General features: G+C 73.2%; 14 protein-coding genes. 6 read left to right on the plus strand and 8 right to left on the minus strand.

The annotated features are described in order from the left end of the window. Positions 1 to 94: 94 nt before the first annotated feature. The 3 genes from SXIM_RS08165 to SXIM_RS08175 form a co-directional block, all read right to left on the minus strand. Positions 95 to 1,486: a cation:dicarboxylate symporter family transporter gene (locus SXIM_RS08165; RefSeq protein WP_046723458.1), complete on the minus strand. Its 1,392-nt coding sequence runs from the start codon at positions 1,484 to 1,486 to the stop codon at positions 95 to 97. Positions 1,487 to 1,647: 161 nt separating this feature from the next. Then, on the minus strand, positions 1,648 to 2,097 hold the full coding sequence (locus SXIM_RS08170; protein ID WP_030725342.1) for a universal stress protein: 450 nt from the start codon (positions 2,095 to 2,097) through the stop codon (positions 1,648 to 1,650). A gap of 7 nt (positions 2,098 to 2,104) precedes the next feature. Then, the gene (locus SXIM_RS08175) at positions 2,105 to 3,409 is read right to left on the minus strand and encodes an SLC13 family permease (RefSeq protein WP_030725339.1); all 1,305 of its coding nucleotides are present in this window, start codon (positions 3,407 to 3,409) and stop codon (positions 2,105 to 2,107) included. 213 nt (positions 3,410 to 3,622) lie between these two features. Here SXIM_RS08175 and SXIM_RS08180 point away from each other — a divergent pair, with 213 nt between their 5' ends. From SXIM_RS08180 to SXIM_RS08195, 4 genes are read left to right on the plus strand one after another with little or no spacing between them, the layout of a single operon-like run. Further along, positions 3,623 to 5,875 carry an MMPL family transporter gene (locus tag SXIM_RS08180; protein WP_078635033.1) on the plus strand — a complete coding sequence of 751 codons (2,253 nt, stop codon included), beginning with the start codon at positions 3,623 to 3,625 and terminating at the stop codon, positions 5,873 to 5,875. A gap of 9 nt (positions 5,876 to 5,884) precedes the next feature. Further along, entirely contained in the window at positions 5,885 to 7,270 is a 1,386-nt protein-coding gene (locus SXIM_RS08185) for a dihydrolipoyl dehydrogenase family protein (protein ID WP_046723459.1), read from the plus strand. A gap of 37 nt (positions 7,271 to 7,307) precedes the next feature. Beyond that, positions 7,308 to 9,074, plus strand: a complete 1,767-nt coding sequence (locus SXIM_RS08190) for an ABC transporter ATP-binding protein (RefSeq protein ID WP_046723460.1) — start codon at positions 7,308 to 7,310, stop codon at positions 9,072 to 9,074. Between the two features lie 42 nt (positions 9,075 to 9,116). Next, positions 9,117 to 9,449 carry a heavy metal-responsive transcriptional regulator gene (locus SXIM_RS08195; protein WP_046723461.1) on the plus strand — a complete coding sequence of 111 codons (333 nt, stop codon included), beginning with the start codon at positions 9,117 to 9,119 and terminating at the stop codon, positions 9,447 to 9,449. A gap of 42 nt (positions 9,450 to 9,491) precedes the next feature. Here SXIM_RS08195 and SXIM_RS08200 read toward each other — a convergent pair whose 3' ends face one another. Beyond that, positions 9,492 to 10,253, minus strand: a complete 762-nt coding sequence (locus SXIM_RS08200; RefSeq protein WP_030725324.1) for an SDR family NAD(P)-dependent oxidoreductase — start codon at positions 10,251 to 10,253, stop codon at positions 9,492 to 9,494. Between the two features lie 135 nt (positions 10,254 to 10,388). Between SXIM_RS08200 and SXIM_RS08205 the strand changes: the two genes are divergently transcribed. Further along, positions 10,389 to 10,961: a TetR/AcrR family transcriptional regulator gene (locus SXIM_RS08205; protein WP_046723462.1), complete on the plus strand. Its 573-nt coding sequence runs from the start codon at positions 10,389 to 10,391 to the stop codon at positions 10,959 to 10,961. Positions 10,962 to 10,982: 21 nt separating this feature from the next. Here the strand turns inward: SXIM_RS08205 and SXIM_RS08210 are convergent, their stop codons facing one another. Then, a complete protein-coding gene (locus tag SXIM_RS08210) occupies positions 10,983 to 11,861 on the minus strand; it encodes an alpha/beta fold hydrolase (protein ID WP_046723463.1) in 879 nt (292 codons plus the stop codon). Positions 11,862 to 12,219: 358 nt separating this feature from the next. On the opposite strand from SXIM_RS08210, the gene SXIM_RS08215 reads away from it, so the two are divergent. Then, complete coding sequence (locus SXIM_RS08215; RefSeq protein WP_030725316.1) at positions 12,220 to 13,170, plus strand: aminoglycoside phosphotransferase family protein; 951 nt, start codon at positions 12,220 to 12,222, stop codon at positions 13,168 to 13,170. Positions 13,171 to 13,294: 124 nt separating this feature from the next. On the opposite strand, the gene clpX is transcribed toward SXIM_RS08215, so the two are convergent. From clpX to SXIM_RS08230, 3 genes are all read right to left on the minus strand, one after another. After that, positions 13,295 to 14,557, minus strand: coding sequence for an ATP-dependent Clp protease ATP-binding subunit ClpX (gene clpX, locus SXIM_RS08220; RefSeq protein ID WP_046723468.1), 1,263 nt, complete (start codon positions 14,555 to 14,557; stop codon positions 13,295 to 13,297). Positions 14,558 to 14,653: 96 nt separating this feature from the next. Continuing rightward, complete coding sequence (locus tag SXIM_RS08225; protein WP_046723470.1) at positions 14,654 to 17,689, minus strand: BTAD domain-containing putative transcriptional regulator; 3,036 nt, start codon at positions 17,687 to 17,689, stop codon at positions 14,654 to 14,656. Between the two features lie 37 nt (positions 17,690 to 17,726). Further along, complete coding sequence (locus SXIM_RS08230; RefSeq protein WP_030725307.1) at positions 17,727 to 18,176, minus strand: TadE/TadG family type IV pilus assembly protein; 450 nt, start codon at positions 18,174 to 18,176, stop codon at positions 17,727 to 17,729. Positions 18,177 to 18,202 lie beyond the last annotated feature (26 nt).

The raw sequence follows: 18,202 nt of genomic DNA on the forward strand, positions 1-18,202 counted from the left end.
CCCGGACACGCCACGGCCGCGCCTTTGAGGGAGGGGCGCGGCCGTGGGTGTGGGGGCAGGGCAGTGGTACGTGCGGCGGAGGGCTCCCAGCCGGTCAGACCTTGGCGGGGGTCTTGCCCAGGGTCGGGGTGTCCGGTTCCGGCGGGGAGGGCGGGGTGCCGTGGCTGTCGTCGACCAGGGTGGCCTCGTCGAACGGGTGCTTGCCGGCGAGGACTTCCCGCATCCGGTCCTTGTCGACCTCCTTCGTCCAGGTGCCGATGATGACCGTGGCGATCGCGTTGCCCGCGAAGTTGGTCAGGGCGCGGGCCTCGCTCATGAAGCGGTCGATGCCGATGATCAGGCCGACGCCGTCCAGGAGTTCGGGGCGGTGCGAGGAGAGCCCGGAGGCCAGGATCGCGATGCCGGAGCCGGAGACACCGGCGGCGCCCTTGGAGGCGATGATCATGAAGAGCAGCAGGGAGAGCTGCTCGCCCAGGGCCAGCGGAGTGCCCATCGCCTCGGCGATGAACAGCGAGGCCATCGTGAGGTAGATGGCGGTGCCGTCCAGGTTGAAGGAGTAGCCGGTGGGCACCGTGATGCCGACGACCGGCTTGCTGACGCCCGCGTGCTCCATCTTGGCGATCAGGCGCGGCAGCGCGGTCTCGGAGGAGGAGGTGGAGACGATCAGCAGGAACTCGCGGCCCAGGTACTTCAGCAGCGAGAAGATGTTGACGCCGGTGGTCAGCTTCAGCAGCAGGCCGAGCACGACGACGATGAACAGCACACAGGTGACGTAGAAGCCGATCATGATGACGGCCAGCGACTTGAGCGCGTCCACGCCCGTCTCGCCGACGACGCCGGCGATCGCGCCGAACGCGCCGATCGGGGCGGTCCACATGACCATGCCCAGCACCCGGAAGACGACCTTCTGGATGCTGCCGATGCCGCGCAGCACCGGCTCGCCGGTCTTGCCCATCGCCTGGAGCGCGAAGCCGACCAGCAGCGCGACCAGCAGGGTCTGCAGGACCTCGCCCGCCGTGAAGGCGGAGACCATGGTGTCCGGGATCATGCCCAGCAGGAAGTCGACGGTGGACTCGCCGGCCTTCTCGGCGGCCTCGGCGCCGGCGTTGGTGTCGACCTCGGAGAGGTTCAGGCCGTGGCCCGGCTCCAGGAAGTTGCCCACCAGCAGGCCGATGCCGAGTGCGAAGGTCGACATCACCATGAAGTACCCGAGGGCGAGCCCGCCCACCGCGCCGACCTTGGCGGCCTTACGGACCGAGCCGATGCCGAGCACGATGGTGCAGAAGATGATCGGCGAGATCATCATCTTGATCAGGGCGATGAACCCCTGGCCCAGCGGCTTCAGCTCCACCCCCACGCCCGGGGCGAGCAGACCGATCGTGATACCCGCGGCGACCGCGATGATGACGGCGATGTAAAGCCAGTGCGTACGGTCACGCCTTTTGCGCGGGGCGCCGGGCGCCTCGGGCGGGCTGGTTGCGGCCACGGTGGTCTCCTCGTCCTTGTGGAGTCATTCGGCTGGGGGCCGGATTGCACTTGACGCAATATCCACCAGGCTGTGACCGAGGTCTCGCTTACGTTCATTTCGTTCGCAAGGATTTTCGTACGGCTGTCACCGTGCCGTCACACGGATGACATCGGCACCCCTCACCACACCAGCAGCACCGGGCACGGGGCGTGGTCCACCACAAACCGGGTGGGCGGCGCCAGGGTGTGCGGGCCGGGCCGGGAGCGGTCGCCGTCCCGGGCGCAGATCAGCAGGTCCTCCGCGCCCCGCCCGGCGAGCTCCGCCATCACCTCGTCCTCCACCCGGCCGGTACGCGCCACCCGCCGCGCGGGGCGGCCCAGGCGGGCGGCGGCCCGCTCCAGCAGTCCGGCGGCGGCCGCCGCCGCCTCCTCCTCCAGGCGGCGGCCCGGGTCCTGGCCGGGGCCGTGGCCGCGCCCCAGCAGCCCGCTGAACGCGCCGTGCGCCGCCGCGGCGACCCCCTCGTCCGTCACCCCCAAAAGCGTGACCGGCTCTTGCGGGGCGCACCGCGCGCGGGCCGCGTCCACGCACGAGGCCCAGGTGGGTTCGGCGATCCAGATGATGACGGTCATACGGTCCTCAGCCTCCGATCAGCAGCAGTCCGGCCCACAGCGCCACCACCGCCGCCACCAGGGAGGCGGGCACCGTCACCAGACCGAGCCGGGTGAAGTGGCCCAGGCCCGGATCGGTGTCGTGGGCGTGCAGCACCCGCCGCCACAGCAAGGTGGCCAGCGAGCCGACGTACGTGAGGTTGGGCCCCAGGTTCACCCCGATGAGGGCGGCCAGCACCGGGCCCGCCCCACCCTGCGCCGCCAGCGCGGGAAGGACGACCAGGATGGCCGGCAGATTGTTGATGAGGTTGGCGAGCACGGCGGCCAGCGCCGCGATCACCAGCAGCCCGGCGAACGAGGAGCCCTGCGGCAGCAGCCGGTCCACCGCGTCCCCCAGGCCGTGGTCCACCACGGCCTTCACCACCACGCCCAGCGCCAGGACGAACAGCAGGAACGGTACGTTCGCCGCCCGTACCAGCACCGGCACCGTCGTACGGCGGGCCGCCAGGCCCCGGACCGCCAGCACCAGCGCACCGGCCAGCGCCGCCCAGGCCGGGTCCGCGCCGGCCAGTGAGGTCAGCGCGAACCCGGCCAGGGTCAGCGCCAGGACGGTCAGCGCGAACACCGGGCGCGGGGCCGGCTCCCGCCGGTCGGTCGGCGCCGACGGCTCGGTCGGCGCCGACGGCTCCGGCTCCGGAACGGGCACGCCCCGCCCCGCCAGGTCGCCCGCGAACCAGCGGCGGAAGACCACGTACTCCACCGCGATCGCCGCCAGCCACGGCAGCAGCATCAGCGCCGCGAACCGGGTGAACGTCAGCCCGCTGGCCGCGAACGCCAGCAGATTCGTCAGATTGGAGACCGGCAGCAGCAGCGAGGCCGAGTTCGCCAGATGGGTGCAGGCGTACACGTGCGGACGGGCCGCCGCCCCCACCCGTGCCGCCGTCGCGAAGACGACCGGGGTCAGCAGCACCACCGTGGCGTCCAGGCTCAGCACCGCCGTCACCGCCGCCGCCAGCGCGAACACCCCGGCCAGCAGCCGCCGCGGCCGGCCGCCGCACCAGCGCGCCACCACCCGCCCGGCCGCCGTGAACAGGCCCTCGTCGTCGCACAGCCTGGCCAGCACCAGCACCGCCGCCAAGAAGCCCGTCACCGGGAGCAGTTCGCGGATCTGATGCCATGCGCCGTCGGCCGTCACCAGGCCGAACGCCAGCGCCACCCCGGCCGCGGGCACCGCCGCGACCGCCTCCGGCAGCCCGCGCGGGCGCCACACCGCGAACACCAGCACACCCAGCAGCAACACCACCGAGAGCGTCTCGGCCACCAACGTACTCAGCGCGTGCCTCCCGGCCGGTGCCCCTGACCCCGCGGATCACCCGGATCACCGCACCAGTTTCCCACCCGGTGTGACCCACGTCTCGCCGGACGCCGCGTCGGCCATGTCACATTCGGGCCGCCCCGCCCCTCTCCCCTGGCAACACACGAGTACCCGCCGCCGGCACCGCCGGTGCGCGGGACTCCAGGGCTCCCGGAAGAGGGGACAGGAACCATGTTCGCGAGGCTTTCCGCGCTGGTGCTCGGGCACCGCCGCGCAGTGCTGTGGGTGGCCGTGCTGCTGGCGCTGATCGGCGGGGCCGGCAGCGCGACCCTGTTCGACGACGTGAAGGGAGGTGGCTTCACCAATCCCGGCGCGGAGTCCGGGCAGGCCGCCGACGCGCTCGCCGAACACTTCGGGCAGTCGGACCCCAACCTGGTCCTGCTGGTGCACGCGCCGGGCGGGGTGGACGACCCCGCGGCGCAGGCGGCAGGCACCGCGCTGGCCGAACGGCTGGCGGACGAGGACGGCGTCAGCGGCGTCATCTCGTACTGGACCGCGGGCGGCGCCGACCAGTTGCGCTCGGCCGACGGCGAGCGCGCCCTGGTGCTGGCCACCGTGGCCGGCGACGAGACCGAGGCCGGGCACCGGCTCACCGCGCTGCGTCCCGGCTACGAGGGCGAGCGGGACGGCGTGGACGTCGCCGTCGGCGGCCCCGCCATGATCAACAACGAGGTGAGCGAACTCAGCGAACGCGATGTGATCAAGGGCGAGGCCATCGCCTTCCCGATCATGCTCGTCGTCCTGGTGCTGGTCTTCGGCAGCCTCGTCGCCGCCTCCCTGCCGCTGGCCACCGGACTGATCACGATCCTCGTCTCGATGGGCCTGCTGTGGGCGATGGCCCAGCTCACCGACGTCTCCGTCCTGGCCGTCAACGTGGTGACGCTGCTGGGGCTCGGCCTCGCCGTCGACTACAGCCTGCTGATGGTCAACCGGTACCGCGAGGAGCTGCGGGCGGGCCGGGACAGCGCCACCGCCATCCGGGTGATGATGGGCTCGGCCGGGCGGACCGTGCTGTTCTCCGCGATCACCGTCGCCGTCACCCTCGCCGGGCTCGCCTGGTTCCCGCTGCTGGCCCTGCGCTCCATCGCGTACTCGGGCATAGCCATCGCCGTCCTGACCGCGCTCACCACCCTCACCGTGCTGCCCGCGCTGCTCGCCGTGCTCGGCCCGCGCTTCGAGGCCGGCCGGGTGCTGCGCCGCCGCCGCTCCGCCGCCCAGGAGGACGGCGCCGCCGAGAACGGCTTCTGGCACCGGCTCGCCTCCCTGGTGATGCGCCGCCCCATCCCCTTCGCCACCCTGGGCACCCTCTTCCTGCTCCTCCTCGGGCTGCCCTTCCTGTCCCTGAACATGGGCTCCCTCGACGAGCGGGCCCTGCCCACCTCCTCCGCCGGCCGGCAGGTCGCCGAGGTGATGCGCGCCGAGTTCGACAGCGGCGAGAGCATGGCCGTACGGGTGGTGCTGCCCGAGGGCGCCTCCCAGCAGGAGCTCGCCGCGTACGCCACCGGGCTGTCCGCCCACCCCGACGCCGCCCGGGTGGACGCCGCCACCGGCTCGTACGCCCGGGGCACCCAGGTGGCCCAGCCCGGCCCGCAGCACGCCGCGCTCACCGCCGGGGAAGGATCGGACGCCGCCACCCTCACCGTGGTGCCCGCCCCCGGTGACCAGGGCCGCGCCGAGCAACTGGTGCGCGACATCCGCTCCGGCGCGGCGGCCGAACCGCCCTCGCCCATCCTGGTCGGTGGCCCGGCCGCCGTCGCCCTGGACGGCATCTCCGCCATCACCGACCGGCTGCCGGTCGCCGCGCTCACCCTGGGCGCCGCCATGGTGGTGCTGCTGTTCCTGCTCACCGGCTCCGTGCTGCTGCCGTTCGTCGCCATGCTGCTCAGCGCCCTGGGCCTGACCGCCACCTTCGGCGCCCTGGTGTGGGGCTTCCAGGACGGCCATCTGGCCGGGCTGCTCGGCTTCACCGCCACCGGCGCCATCAACGGCACCGTGCCGGTGCTGCTGTTCGCCGTCGCCTTCGGCCTGGGCATGGACTACCAGGTGTTCCTGCTCTCCCGCATCCGCGAGGAGTACGAACGCAGCGGTGACCCCACCGCCGCCGTGGCGCTGGGCCTGGAACGCATCGGACGCATCGTCACCGCCGCCGCCACCGCCCTGTCGGTCGTGTTCCTGGCGTTCCTCGTCTCCGACATCAGCTTCATGAAGGCCATGGGCATCGGGCTGCCGCTGGCCGTGCTGATGGACGCCACCCTCATCCGGGGCGCGCTGCTGCCGGCCGCCATGCGCCTGGGCGGCCGCGCCATCTGGTGGCTGCCCGCGCCGCTGCGCCGCGTCCACGACCGGTTCGGGCTGCACGACGCGGACCCGCACGAGGACGCGGCGGGCGGCGCACGGCGGGCGGAGCCCGCGCGATTGCCCTAGCCTGACGACGTGGCCGAAGAGACAGATGTGATTGTGCTGGGCATGGGTCCCGGCGGCGAGTACGTCGCCGGGAAGCTCGCCGCCGCGGGGCTCGACGTGGTGGGTGTGGAGGCCGAACTGGTCGGCGGCGAGTGCCCGTACTGGGCCTGCGTACCCAGCAAGATGATGGTGCGCGCCGCCGACCTGATCGCCGAGACCCGCCGGGTGCCCGGCATCGCGGGCACCAGCGAGGTCACACCCGACTTCGGCACCGTCGCGCACCGCATCAGGTCCGAGGCCACCGACAACTGGGACGACACCGTCGCCGCCGACCGCTTCACCGACGCCGGCGGGCGCCTGGTGCGCGGCCGGGGGCGGCTGTCCGGGCCCGGCCGGGTGGCCGTCAAGCCCTCCGACGACGGGCCGGAGACCGAGTACGGGGCGCGGGTCGGCATCGTCATCGCCACCGGCAGCCGCCCCGTCGTCCCGCCGCTGCCGGGGCTGGCCGGGTCGCCGTACTGGACCAACCGGGAGGCGATCTCGGCCGAGGCCCCGCCGCGCTCCCTGCTGGTGCTCGGCGGCGGTCCCGTCGGGCTCGAACTCGCCCAGGTGTACTCCCGCTTCGGCACCACCGTGACCGTGGTCGAGGGCGGCGAACGGCTGTTGTCCCGGGAGGAGCCCGAGTCCTCGCGGCTGATCACCGATGTCCTCACCCGCGAGGGCCTGGTCGTGCACGTCAGCTCGCACGCCACGGCCGTGCGCTACGACGACACCACCGGCTTCACCCTGAGCCTGGACGACGGCGAGGAACTGACCGCCGAACGCCTGCTGGTGGCCACCGGGCGCGCCCCCGACCTGGCCTCCCTGGGCCTGGAGCACGCCGGTATCGAGCTGGAGCCGAAGGCCCGCGCGCTGCCCGTCGACGAGAAGCTGCTGGCGGCGCCCGCGCTGTGGGCGATCGGCGATGTGACCGGCGTCGGCCAGTTCACCCATGTCTCCATGTACCAGGCGCAGTTGGCCACCCGCACTATCCTCGGCGAGCAGGCGCCGCCGGCCGACTACCGGGCGCTGCCCCATGTCACCTTCACCGACCCGGAGATCGGCTCGGTGGGCCTGACCGAGGCGGCGGCCCGCGAGGCGGGCATCGACGTCCGCACCGGCATGGCCGACCTGACCTCCAGCACCCGCGGCTGGATTCACCAGGCGGGCAACGAGGGCTTCATCAAGCTCGTCGCCGACGCCAGGCGCCAGGTGCTGGTGGGCGCCACCTCCGCGGGCCCGGCCGGCGGCGAGGTGCTGTACGGGCTGGCCGTCGCCATCCAGGGCGAGGTCCCGCTGGACCGGCTGCGCCAGATGATCTACTCCTATCCCACGTTCCACCGCGCGGTGGAGACGGCGCTGGCGGATCTTTCCTGACCCGCTGATCAACCCCGGGCGCCCCACGCGCGTCCTGGTGAGTGTGACCACTGTCGAATCCCCCGGGGCTCCCCCCGCCTGGCGTGTCCTGCTGAGCTATGTACGGCCGCACCGCTGGGCGCTGGCCGGCGGTGCGTTGCTGGCGCTGGCCACCGGCGCCACGGGCCTCGCCCTGCCGCTGCTCGCTCAGCGGCTGATCGAGAACCTGTCGGCCGACCGCCCGGTGGGCGGGGCGCTCGCCGTGATGACCGTGCTGATGCTCGCCAACGCCGTCCTGGGCGGGTTCGGCGCGTACGTGCTGCACCGCACCGCCGAGTCCGTCGTGCTCACCGCCCGCCGCGCGCTCACCTCCTATCTGCTGCGGCTGCGGATCACCGCCGTGGACCGCTCGGAGCCGGGCGATCTGCTGTCCCGGGTCACCTCCGACACCACGCTGCTGCGCGGCATGACCACCAACTCGCTGATCGGGCTGGCCACCGGTGGGCTCACCCTGATCGGCACGCTGGTGATGATGGCCATCGTCGACCTGGTGCTGCTCGGGGTCACGGTCGCCGTCATCGGGGTGATGGCCGTGGTGATCGGCATCATCGCGCCGCGCATCAACCGGGCCAGCAAGCGGGCCCAGGAGGCGGTCGGCGCCATGGGCACGGCCGTCGAGCGCGTCCTGGGCTCGCTGCGCACCGTCAAGGCGTCGGGCGCCGAGACCCGCGAGGAGACGGTGGTCCACGAGGCCGCGCAGGACGCGTGGCGGCAGAGCATCCGGGCCGCCAAGTGGCAGGCGATCGCCGGGAATCTGTCCGGCGTGGCGCTCCAGGCGGCCTTCATCACCGTGCTGGGCGTGGGCGGCGCCCGGGTGGCCACCGGGTCGATCGAGGTCGGCGCGCTGGTCGCGTTCCTGCTGTACGTCTTCTACCTGATGTCCCCGATCAGTGAGGTGGTGGGCGCCATCACCGGCTACCAGGTCGGGGCCGCCGCCATCACCCGGATCCAGGAGGTGCGCGACCTGCCCTCGGAGCCCCCGGCCACCACCGCGCCGCCCCGGCCGGCCGCACCGCGCGCCGCCCCGGCCGCCGTCGCCTTCCACGAGGTCCGCTTCCGTTACACCGACGAACTGCCGGAAGTCCACCACGGGGTGAGCTTCGAGGTGCCGCCGCGCGGCATGACCGCCTTCGTCGGCCCCTCCGGCGCGGGCAAGACCACGGTGTTCTCCCTCGTGGAGCGGTTCTACGACCCCACCGAGGGCCACATCACGCTGGACGGCCGGAAGCTGGAGGACTGGGACCTGGCCGAACTGCGCGCCACCATCGGCTACGTCGAGCAGGACGCGCCCGTGCTGTCCGGCTCGCTGCGCGACAACCTGCTGCTGGGCGCGCCCGAGGCGGACGAGGCGGCGGTGGCCGAGGTGCTGCGCACCACCCGCCTGGAGGGCCTGGTGGAGCGGCTGCCGCAGGGCCTGGAGACCCTGGTGGGGCACCGGGGCACCAAGCTGTCCGGCGGCGAACGGCAGCGGATCGCGATCGCCCGCGCGCTGCTGCGCCGCCCCCGGCTGCTGCTGCTGGACGAGGCCACCTCGCAGCTGGACGCCGTCAACGAGGCGGCGCTGCGCGACACGGTGGCGGAGGCGGCGCGCGAGACCACGGTGTTGGTGGTGGCCCACCGCCTGTCCACCGTGACCTCCGCCGACCGCATCGTGGTGATGGAGGCGGGCCGGGTCCAGGCGGTCGGCACGCATGCCGAACTCGTCGCGGACAACCCGCTGTACGCGGAACTGGCGGCCACTCAGTTTCTGGCCACGACATCATGAAGAACGGACGTGGTCAGGCAACGCTCACCTAAGCTACGGGACATGCGCATTGGGACGCTCGCACACGCGGCGGGGGTGACCACCAAGACGGTGCGGTTCTACGAACAGGCCGGGCTGCTGCCCGAACCCCCGCGCACCCCTTCCGGCTACCGGGACTATCCGCCGGAGAGCGCCGACCGGCTGGTGTTCATCAGGACCGCCCAGTCCGCCGGTCTCTCCCTCGCCGAGATCGGTGAGCTGCTGCTGCTCTCGGACACCGACCGTCCGCCGCCCCCGGACACGGCCCGGGTGATCGCGGGCCACCTGCACCGCATCGAGTCCCGGATCGAGGCGCTCACCCAAACCCGGGACGCCCTGCGGGCCCTGCGCGGCTGAAACGCGCCGGGGGCCGGCGCCGCGGGCCCCGCCCCCGGCCGTTCACAGCAGCGCGCCGCCGGAGACCTCCAGGCGCTGGGCGGTGACCCAGCGCATCCCGGGCGAGACCAGCGCGGCGATGGCGTCGCCGATCTCCTCGGGGCTGCCCACCCGGCCCAGCGCCGTGTGCGCCGCGAGGAAGTCGCGCAGCTCCGGATCGTCCCGCATCGCGCCGCCGTTGAAGTCGGTGGCGCTCGGCCCGGGGGCCACCGCGTTGACCCGGATGCCGCGCGGCCCCAACTCGCCCGCCAGGCTGCGGGTCAGGGCCTCGACGGCGGCCTTCGAGGCCGCGTACACGGATGTGCCGGGACTGACGTGCCGGGTCAGGGAGGTCGACACGTTCACGATCCGGCCGCCGTCGGCGAGGTGCGGCACCAGGGCCTGGATGAGGAAGAACGTGCCCCGGAAGTTGACGCCGACCTGTTCGTCGAAGCGTTCGGGGGTCACCTCCTCCAGGGCGTCGAAGAGGCCGGTCCCGGCGTTGTTGACGAGGACGTCGAGCCGGTCGTGTCCCCACCGGTCGAGCAGTTCGCCGGTGAGTTCAGCGGCGAAGCCCCGGAAGCTCCCGGCGTCGCCGATGTCCAGGCGCAGGGCGAACGCCTCGCCTCCCTCCTCCTCGATCATCCGTACCGTCTCCGCGGCTCCGGACGCGCCGCTCCGGTAGGTGAGGGCGACCTTGATGCCGCGGTGGGCGAGGGCGCGGGCGGTGCTCCGGCCCAGGCCCCGGTTCCCGCCCGTGACCAGGGCATTTCTCGGTTCGGTCATGTCGGCTCCTGTGGGGTTCCGCGTCCCGCGGACCCGGCTGTCCGCGGAGGCTAAGTAAGTAAATGCTTATTTATTGCTAGCCTAGGAGGCGCCCTGATCACTGTCAACCGCCCGCCCGCGCGGGCTGGAGAGCACATGCCGCCACGCGACGCAGAGACGACGAAGGCCCGGATCCTGGGGGCGGCGCTCTCGGAGTTCGCCGGACACGGGCACGCCGGCGGACGCATCGAACGGATCGCCAAGGCGGCCGGGACCAACGTCCGGATGATCTACGCCTACTACGGCGGCAAGGACCAGCTCTTCGACGCCGCGCTCACCAAGGCGATCACCTCCATGGCCGCCGCGGTGCCACCGCGCCCCGATGACCTCGCCGCCTGGGCGGGCGACCTCTTCGACTACCACCGGCGTGAGCCCACCACGCTGCGGATCACCATGTGGGCCCAGCTCGAACGCCCCCGGTCCGCGTCCGAGCCCATGGACAGCTACCTCGCCAAGACCACGGCGGTGTCGGCCGCCGAGAGCGCGCCGCTGACCGCCGTCGACCTGCTGGTCCTCATCTACGCGGTGGCCCAGGCCTGGTACCTGAGCCCGGTGGGCCTGCTGCGGTCCGACGGGCGGGACCCGGAGGACCCCGCCCGCGTCGCGGAACACCGGGAGGCCGTCGTCACCGCCGTGACACGCATGCTGAACGCCGGAGGGAACGGCTGAGCCCGGGGACGTTCGGGGAGGTCAGCGCGCGAGGAGGTCGCGCAGCCGCCGGGTGATGGCGTCGGGGTCCTCCTCGGCCATGAAGTGCCCGCAGGAGACCGTGCCGTGGTCGAGGTCCCCGGCCCAGGCGCCCCACAGGGCGGCGGCCTCGTAGCCCAGCTGCGCGCCCCAGTCCTGCTGGAGGACGGTGACCGGCATGGCCAGCCTGCGCCCCTGCGCGCGGTCGGCCTCGTCGTGCTCGATGTCGATGCCGGCCGAGGCCCGGTAGTCCGCCACGATGGAGGGGACGGCCGCACGGCAGGCGTCGAGGTAGACCTGGCGCACGGCCGGCGGCACGGCCTCGGGGTCGTTCGCCCAGATGTCCAGGAAGTACGAGAAGAACGCGTCCGAGCTGTTCCGGATCATCTCCTCGGCCAGGCCGGGCGGCTGGGCCATCAGGTAGAGGTGGAAGCCGACGGCCGCCCGTACCCCGTGCAGGGCGTCCCACATGTCCACGGTGGGCAGGACGTCCAGGCAGGCCAGGTGGGTGATGACGTCCGGGTGGTCCAGGCCGGCCCGGAAGGCGACCAGGGCGCCGCGGTCGTGCCCGGCGAGCGCGAACCGCTCATGGCCCAGGGCGCGGGCCAGCGCGACGATGTCGGCGGCCATGGTCCGCTTGGAGTAGACCTCGGGACCGTCCTCGGCGGGCTTGTCGCTGGCGCCGTAGCCCCGCAGGTCGGGACAGATGACGGTGTGGTCGGCCGCCAGGTTCCGCGCGACGTGCCGCCACATCAGGTGCGTCTGCGGGAAGCCGTGCAGCAGCACGACGGGCGATCCTGAGCCGCCCACCGCCACGTTCAGCTCCACACCGTCCGCCACCGCCACCCGCTGGTAGGCGAAACCGGGAATGCTCTGCGTCATGGGACTGTGCCTTTCGTTCCGCGGCCCTCGCGCTCCGGGCGCCGGCCGATGCCTCCACCCTGGGGGCCGCGAATCAGCAACGGATGAGCACGCGCGGCTCCGTCCGGCCCGCCGCCCGGAGCGGGCGGTGCGAGACCGCGTCCGGTACGTGGCCTGTGCCGGGGATCACGGGCAGCCCCTGCCGCAGATATTGAGGCGAGACGGTTCGTCTTGTTAGGGTGGCGTCATGGCTTACCTCTTCTTCGTCTGAGCCCGGCCCCGGCCGCCGCCGCCGTTCGCGCGGCCCACGGCCCGGCCCCGCCCCGACCTGCCCGCCGCACCCGCGGCCATCCGCTGAGACGAAGGACCCATGACGCCCATGACCACCCACCTCACCGCGCGACAGCTCGCCGACCGGACCACCGCCGCCGTCGAGGCGGCCGTCGCCGCCGGGCGCGCGCTCGGCCTGACCGTCACAGAACCCACCGTGCTGCACGACGTCTTCTCCGTCGTCGTCCACCTGGCGCCCTCACCGGTGGTGGCCCGGATCCCCACCGTCCTGCCCCGCCCCGACGACCTGAACGCCCTCGCGCGCCGCCAGCGGGACGAGCTGGACGTGACACAGTGGCTCGCCGACCAGGGCGTTCCCGTCCTCGCCCCCAGCCCGCTCGTGCCGCGCGAACCCGTCCGGCGCGGCGGATTCTCGATGACCTTCTGGGCCTACGTCGAGGAGGCCCGGGACAAGGAACCCGACTACGCGGCGAACGCCGAGAGCGTCCCCGCCCTGCACGCGGCGCTGCGCGCCTACCCGGGCCGCCTGGAGTTCCTGTCCTCGGCCGAACCCTGGTTCGTCACCGAAGCACTCGCCCGGCTGGAGCGGCACCCCGACCTCATCGGGGCCGGCGATCTGGACCGCGCCCGCCGCGAATGGCGGGTCCTGGAACCCCTCGTGCGCTCACGCGCGGCCTTCGAGGCCCGGTTCCCCGGCATCGACCTCCAGCCCGTCCACGGCGACTGCCCGCCCGCGAACATCTTCTCCGGGGCGGACGGGGACCGCTACGCCGACTTCGAGATGATCACGCTGGGGCCGGTCGAGTGGGACCTGGCGGGACTGGGGCCCGAACTCGAAGCCGCCTACGACCGCGGCGCCCGGGACACCGGCACGAGACCGCTGGACGGCGATGTCCTGCGCTTCGTCAACGCCGTGGGCACGCTGCGGGTGATCGCCACCCTCACGCTCATCCCGCGGCTTCCCCAGCTGACGGAGTACCTCATGCCGGCCGTCGAGCAGTGGCGGACCACGCCGTTCGCCGGCGGCTGGGACGGCTGACCACCACCGGGACACCCCTGGCGGGGCCGCGCCGCACGGCCGGCCCCGCCGGGGGTGGGGAGAGTGCCGGGCCCACGGTCCCGGACAGCCCGCACCCCGGCCGACAGCGCGTCCCCGACCCGGGTCACTGGCCGCGCCGTTGGTGCGGGAAGCGGGCCCGGTCCGCGTTCTCGATGACGGTGCGCTCGTCGACCACCACGTGGCTGATGTCGGAGCGGCCGGGGATCTCGTACATGAGGGGCTGCAGCACGCGCTCCATGACGCCGCGCAGCGCCCGCGCCCCGGTGCCCCTGCTGATCGCCCGCTCGATGATCGCGTCCAGCGCGGGGCGGTCGAACTCCAGCTGCACGCCGTCGAGTTCGAACAGCCGCTGGTACTGCTTGACCAGCGCGTTGCGGGGCTCGGTCAGGGTGCGCAGCAGGGCCGCCCGGTCCAGGGCGGTGACCCGGGTGATGACCGGGAGGCGGCCGATGAACTCCGGGATGAGCCCGTACCGCACCAGGTCGGCCGGCTGCACCCCGGCGAACGGGTCGCCGGGCGGCGGCGCGGTGGCCGCCCGCAGTTCGCCGCCGAAGCCGATGCCGCGTCCGCCGAGCCGGTCGCCGACGATGGTCTCCAGGCCCGCGAAGGCCCCGGCGGCGATGAACAGCACCTGGGAGGTGTCGAGTTCGATCAGCTCCTGCTGCGGGTGCTTGCGCCCACCCTGCGGCGGGATCGCGGCGACCGTGCCCTCCATGATCTTCAGCAGCGCCTGCTGCACCCCCTCCCCCGAGACGTCGCGGGTCAGGGAGGGGTTCTCGCTCTTGCGGGAGATCTTGTCGATCTCGTCGAGGTAGATGATGCCGGTCTCGGCGCGCGCCACATCGAAGTCGGCGGCCTGGAGCAGCTTGAGCAGGATGTTCTCGACATCCTCGCCGACGTAGCCGGCCTCGGTGAGGGCGGTGGCGTCGGCGATGGCGAAGGGCACGTTCAGGGAACGGGCCAGCGTCTGGGCCAGGTACGTCTTGCCGCAGCCGGTGGGGCCGAGCAGCAGGATGTTGGACTTGGCAAGCTCGACGGGCCGTTCGCCGTTCTCCTCGGCGGCGGCGGTGCCGCGCACCCTCTTGTAGTGGTTGTAGACGGCCACCGCCAGGGCGCGCTTGGCGTCCTCCTGGCCGATGACGTACTGGTCCAGATAGCGGTGGATCTCGCGGGGCCTGGGCAGTTCGGTGGGCAGGCTCTCGTCGGGCCTGCCCAGCTCCTCCTCGATCAGGTCGTTGCACACCCCGACGCACTCGACGCAGATGTAGACCCCGGCGGGGCCGGCGATCAGCCGGCGGACCTGCTCCTGGGTCTTGCCGCAGAACGAGCACTTGAGCGAGTGGTCGGCGTCATCGTCGCGCGCCATGACCAAGTGTCAGCCCTCCTCGGTGCCCTTCTCGACATGTCATCAGATGATCTTGCCACCTGAGCGCGGATGAGGAACCTGGGGAGGGCCGTACCGTCAGCCGGCCGCCGCCACCGTGCTCCGCCACCCCGGCAGCAGTTCGTCCAGCAACGCCTCCGTCTGCGCCGGCAACGCCTGTGCCGGGCCGTACAGATGCGCGTGGTGCGCGAGCAGCCAGTCGGCCGCCCCGCGCAGCCAGTCCGCCTTGCCGGTCGCCTTCGCCGACCGCAGCAGCTCGTTCCACAGCCGCTCATCGGTCGGCGAGGCGGCGAGCGCGGACCTGATCGCCACATACGCCTGCTCACTGCCGCCGCTCGCCAGCTGCTCGGCCGCCAGCTTCAGCGCGATCTCCGAGACCAGCAACGGGTATTGCGCGTCCACGATCTCATGCTCCAGCCAGCCGAACCGGCCGCCCTCCCGCTGCCCCTGGAGCAGCGGTCCGCGCGCCAGGCTCAGCGCGTCCGTGAGCTGCCGCTTGCGCTCGGCCGCGACACCGCCGCCGACCGACACCGCCTGGTGGTGCAGGGTGCGCAGCACATCCCAGTCCGAGACGATCCCCGGCGCCAGCGACAGCCGGCCGTCCTCGGCCGTCAACAGCCGGGGGGCGCCCGCCGCGTCCGTGCCGAGCCACTCCCGCAGCCGGCCGATCAGGGCCTCCCGTACGTCGTCCGGCACACCGCGCGGCCACAGCGCGGACGCCAGCACCCGGGGGTGCACGCCCTCGCGGTGCAGCAGCAACAGCGCCAGCGCCTCGCGCAGTTGCTCACCGCGCTCCGGATCGGGCACGGACAGCCCGGTGATCTCGTACCCGCCCATCACCTGGGCATACACGTCGGGCTTGCCGCGCTGGCTCAGGTCCACGGCGAACGCGGGCCCGGCGGCGCCCGCCGCGCCGCCGCCCGGCTCCCGGGTCAGCTCGGCGAACAGCTCCACCACCGCGGCGCGCTGGGCGGCGGGCAGCAGCTGGGCGGTCAGTTCCAGGCCCATCTCCGGCTCGGTCAGCACCCCTTCGCCCGAGATCTCGAACTCCCAGGCGATGCCCGGCAGATCGGGACGGTCCGAGGTCACCAGATAGCCGATGCCCAGCTGCGCGGAGACCGCGGCCAGCGCCGCCAGCCGGTCCGCCTGCTCGGCCGTCGGCACCGCGCCGATCAGCACCAGATGCGGCGCCCACTGCTGCTGCCTGGCCGGCCCCGTGCGGCCCGTCAGGATCGACTCCTGCCCGGTGTGCCGCAGCGCGCCGCGGCGCAGATTGGTCTCGGTCTCCATGACCTCCAGCAGCCCGGCGACATCGTCGAGATACCGCGCGCGGGTGGGGGCCAGGGCCGTCAGCTCGCCGCCGAAACCGACCAGGGTGACCGTCATCCGGTCCGCCCAGCCGCTGGTGGCCAGTTCGGCGGCGATGGAGGCCAGCACCGCCTCGCGGTCGGCGCGGGCGCCGGTCACCGAGACGATGCCGGGCACCGCCTCCAGGTTGAGCAGCAGCCGCATGTCGTCGCGCACGCCCAGGGACACCAGGCCGGGGTAGGGGGCTTCCGCGTCCGGCGCGCCGCCGTCGGCGGGGAGCGCGTCGCGGCGCACCGTCCAGTACGTGTCGGACTGGCCCGGCCGCCACGGGGCGGGCGGGCGTCCGGCCGGGGCGGCCAGCTGGAGGTGGAGTTCGTGGTCGGTCAGCCAGGCCGCGTACACCGGGGGCAGCACTTTGCCCTCGGAGTCCAGCGCGGCGGACAGCCGGCGCAGCGCGTGGTCGAGGAAGGCGACCGCGTCCGGGGCGGCGCCCACCAGCAGCGCGTCGCGGACGTTGTGCGCGGCGGTGGAGCCCGGCGCCAGGTCGTCGCCCACGCCACGGCCCGCGAGGGTCCCGGCGGCCGACTGCCACAGCGCGTTGCGGCGGGTACGGCCCAGCGCCATCAGCAGCCCGGCGGCGAGCAGCGGAGCGCCGAGCAGCGCCTCGGGCAGCCCGAACCCGCCGTCGTCCTCGGCGGTCGCGGCGGCCTCGGGAGCGTCCTGCGGCGCCTGGTCGGGAAGTTGCTGGAACGGCGTGGTGTCGAAGGCGGGCAGCGAGGGGGCGTTCCCGGCGTCCTCGGGTGCCAGGCCCAGCTCGGGAACGCCGATGCCGGCCTGATCGGCCCCGGTGTCGGCGCCGCCGCCGGATCCGGCGTCGGTTCCGCCGCCCCCTCCCGCGCCCGGCTCGGCCGAGGGCCACGCGGTGTCCCCGGTGCGCTGGTACTCCCGGAACTCCTCGACCTCGTCCTGCGACAGCTCCTCGGCCTCATGCGGCATCTCGACCAGCTCGCCGCCGTGCGCGTCGGCCGGCATCTCCAGAATCCAGCCGGGACGGATCAGCGACGCCTCGGTCAGCTTCGAACCGTCCGGCTGCACCCGGTCCTTGTTGAGCTGGTAGATCTCCTTGTAGCGCAGCCCGTCGTCCAGGTGCCGCTCGGAGATGCCCCACAGGGTGTCGTGGTGCCGGCCCTCCGGCGGCTGGATGCGGTAGTACTTGGTCGCCGCCTCCGCCGACTCCTCCTCGCCCGCCGCCTCGTTGGGCAGCGCCATGGCGGGCTCCACGTCGTTGCCGCCACCGCCGCCGCCCGGCAGATAGGCGTACTCGGGCCCGGCGCCTCCGGGGGTCTGCTGGGCCTCCGCCACCACCTGCGAGGAGTTGCCGCCGTCGAAGGCCCCGCCGATGCCGCTCAGCCCCGGCACGAACGACGCCGCGGAGGCGGTGACCAGCAGCAGCATCCCCACCAGCTGCCGCGCCAGCAGCTGGCTGGGCCCGGCGCCCGGCACCCGGGCCGGAATGCCCACCCCGGACAGCGCGGCCTTGACCTCCACCAGCACACACGCGGTGAACTGCGCCCAGGCCACCCACACCAGCAGCGCCAGCACCTTCATGAAGGCGGTGGTGCTGATCTCCTCCTGGAGGGTGTCAAGACCCGGCATGGTGCGCGGCAGCGGCCAGCCGATCAGCGTGGCCAGGGAGAACGGCACGCCGACGACGAGCGCGGCCAGCGCCACGAAGGCGAGGGCCGCCTTCATGATGTCGCTGAAGCTGCGCCCGGCCTTCACGGGCACCGGCGTTCGGTTCGCCATGACGTGAACTCCCCGATGGTGATGGATCAGTGGTCGATCAGTTGATCTGGGCCTCGGCGGTGGCCGTGCCCCAGACCTCGAGCGGACGGTCGAAGAAGAACCCGGTGAACACCGGGCGGTAGGTCAGCCGGATCTGTACCGTGACCCGGTCCACGGACGCCTGCGAACAGGCGGACGCGGCGATGTCCGCCGCGTTCATGTCCACCGAAGCAGCGTACTCGGCGACCCGGTTGGCGCAGTTCCCGAAGTTGATGGGGGCGTTGCCGAGACCTTCGCGCAGCGCCTCCTCGTCGAGGTCCTGGGCGGCGTACCTGGCGGCCTGTTCGGCGATGTCGGCGGCCCGCTCCCGCTGGTGGATGGCGAGTCCGCCGTCCACCACGAACGCGGCCAGCGCCAGCACGACGATCGCGAAGAAGATGACCAGGACGGCGCCCGAGCCGCGGTCGGAGCCGTCGGCGGGGCCGGTGAGCCGCCGCCACCGGGGCATCGCGCCCGCCCCGCTCCCGCTGTCCA

Source organism: Streptomyces xiamenensis (assembly GCF_000993785.3).
In the GTDB taxonomy this organism is placed as follows: domain Bacteria; phylum Actinomycetota; class Actinomycetes; order Streptomycetales; family Streptomycetaceae; genus Streptomyces; species Streptomyces xiamenensis.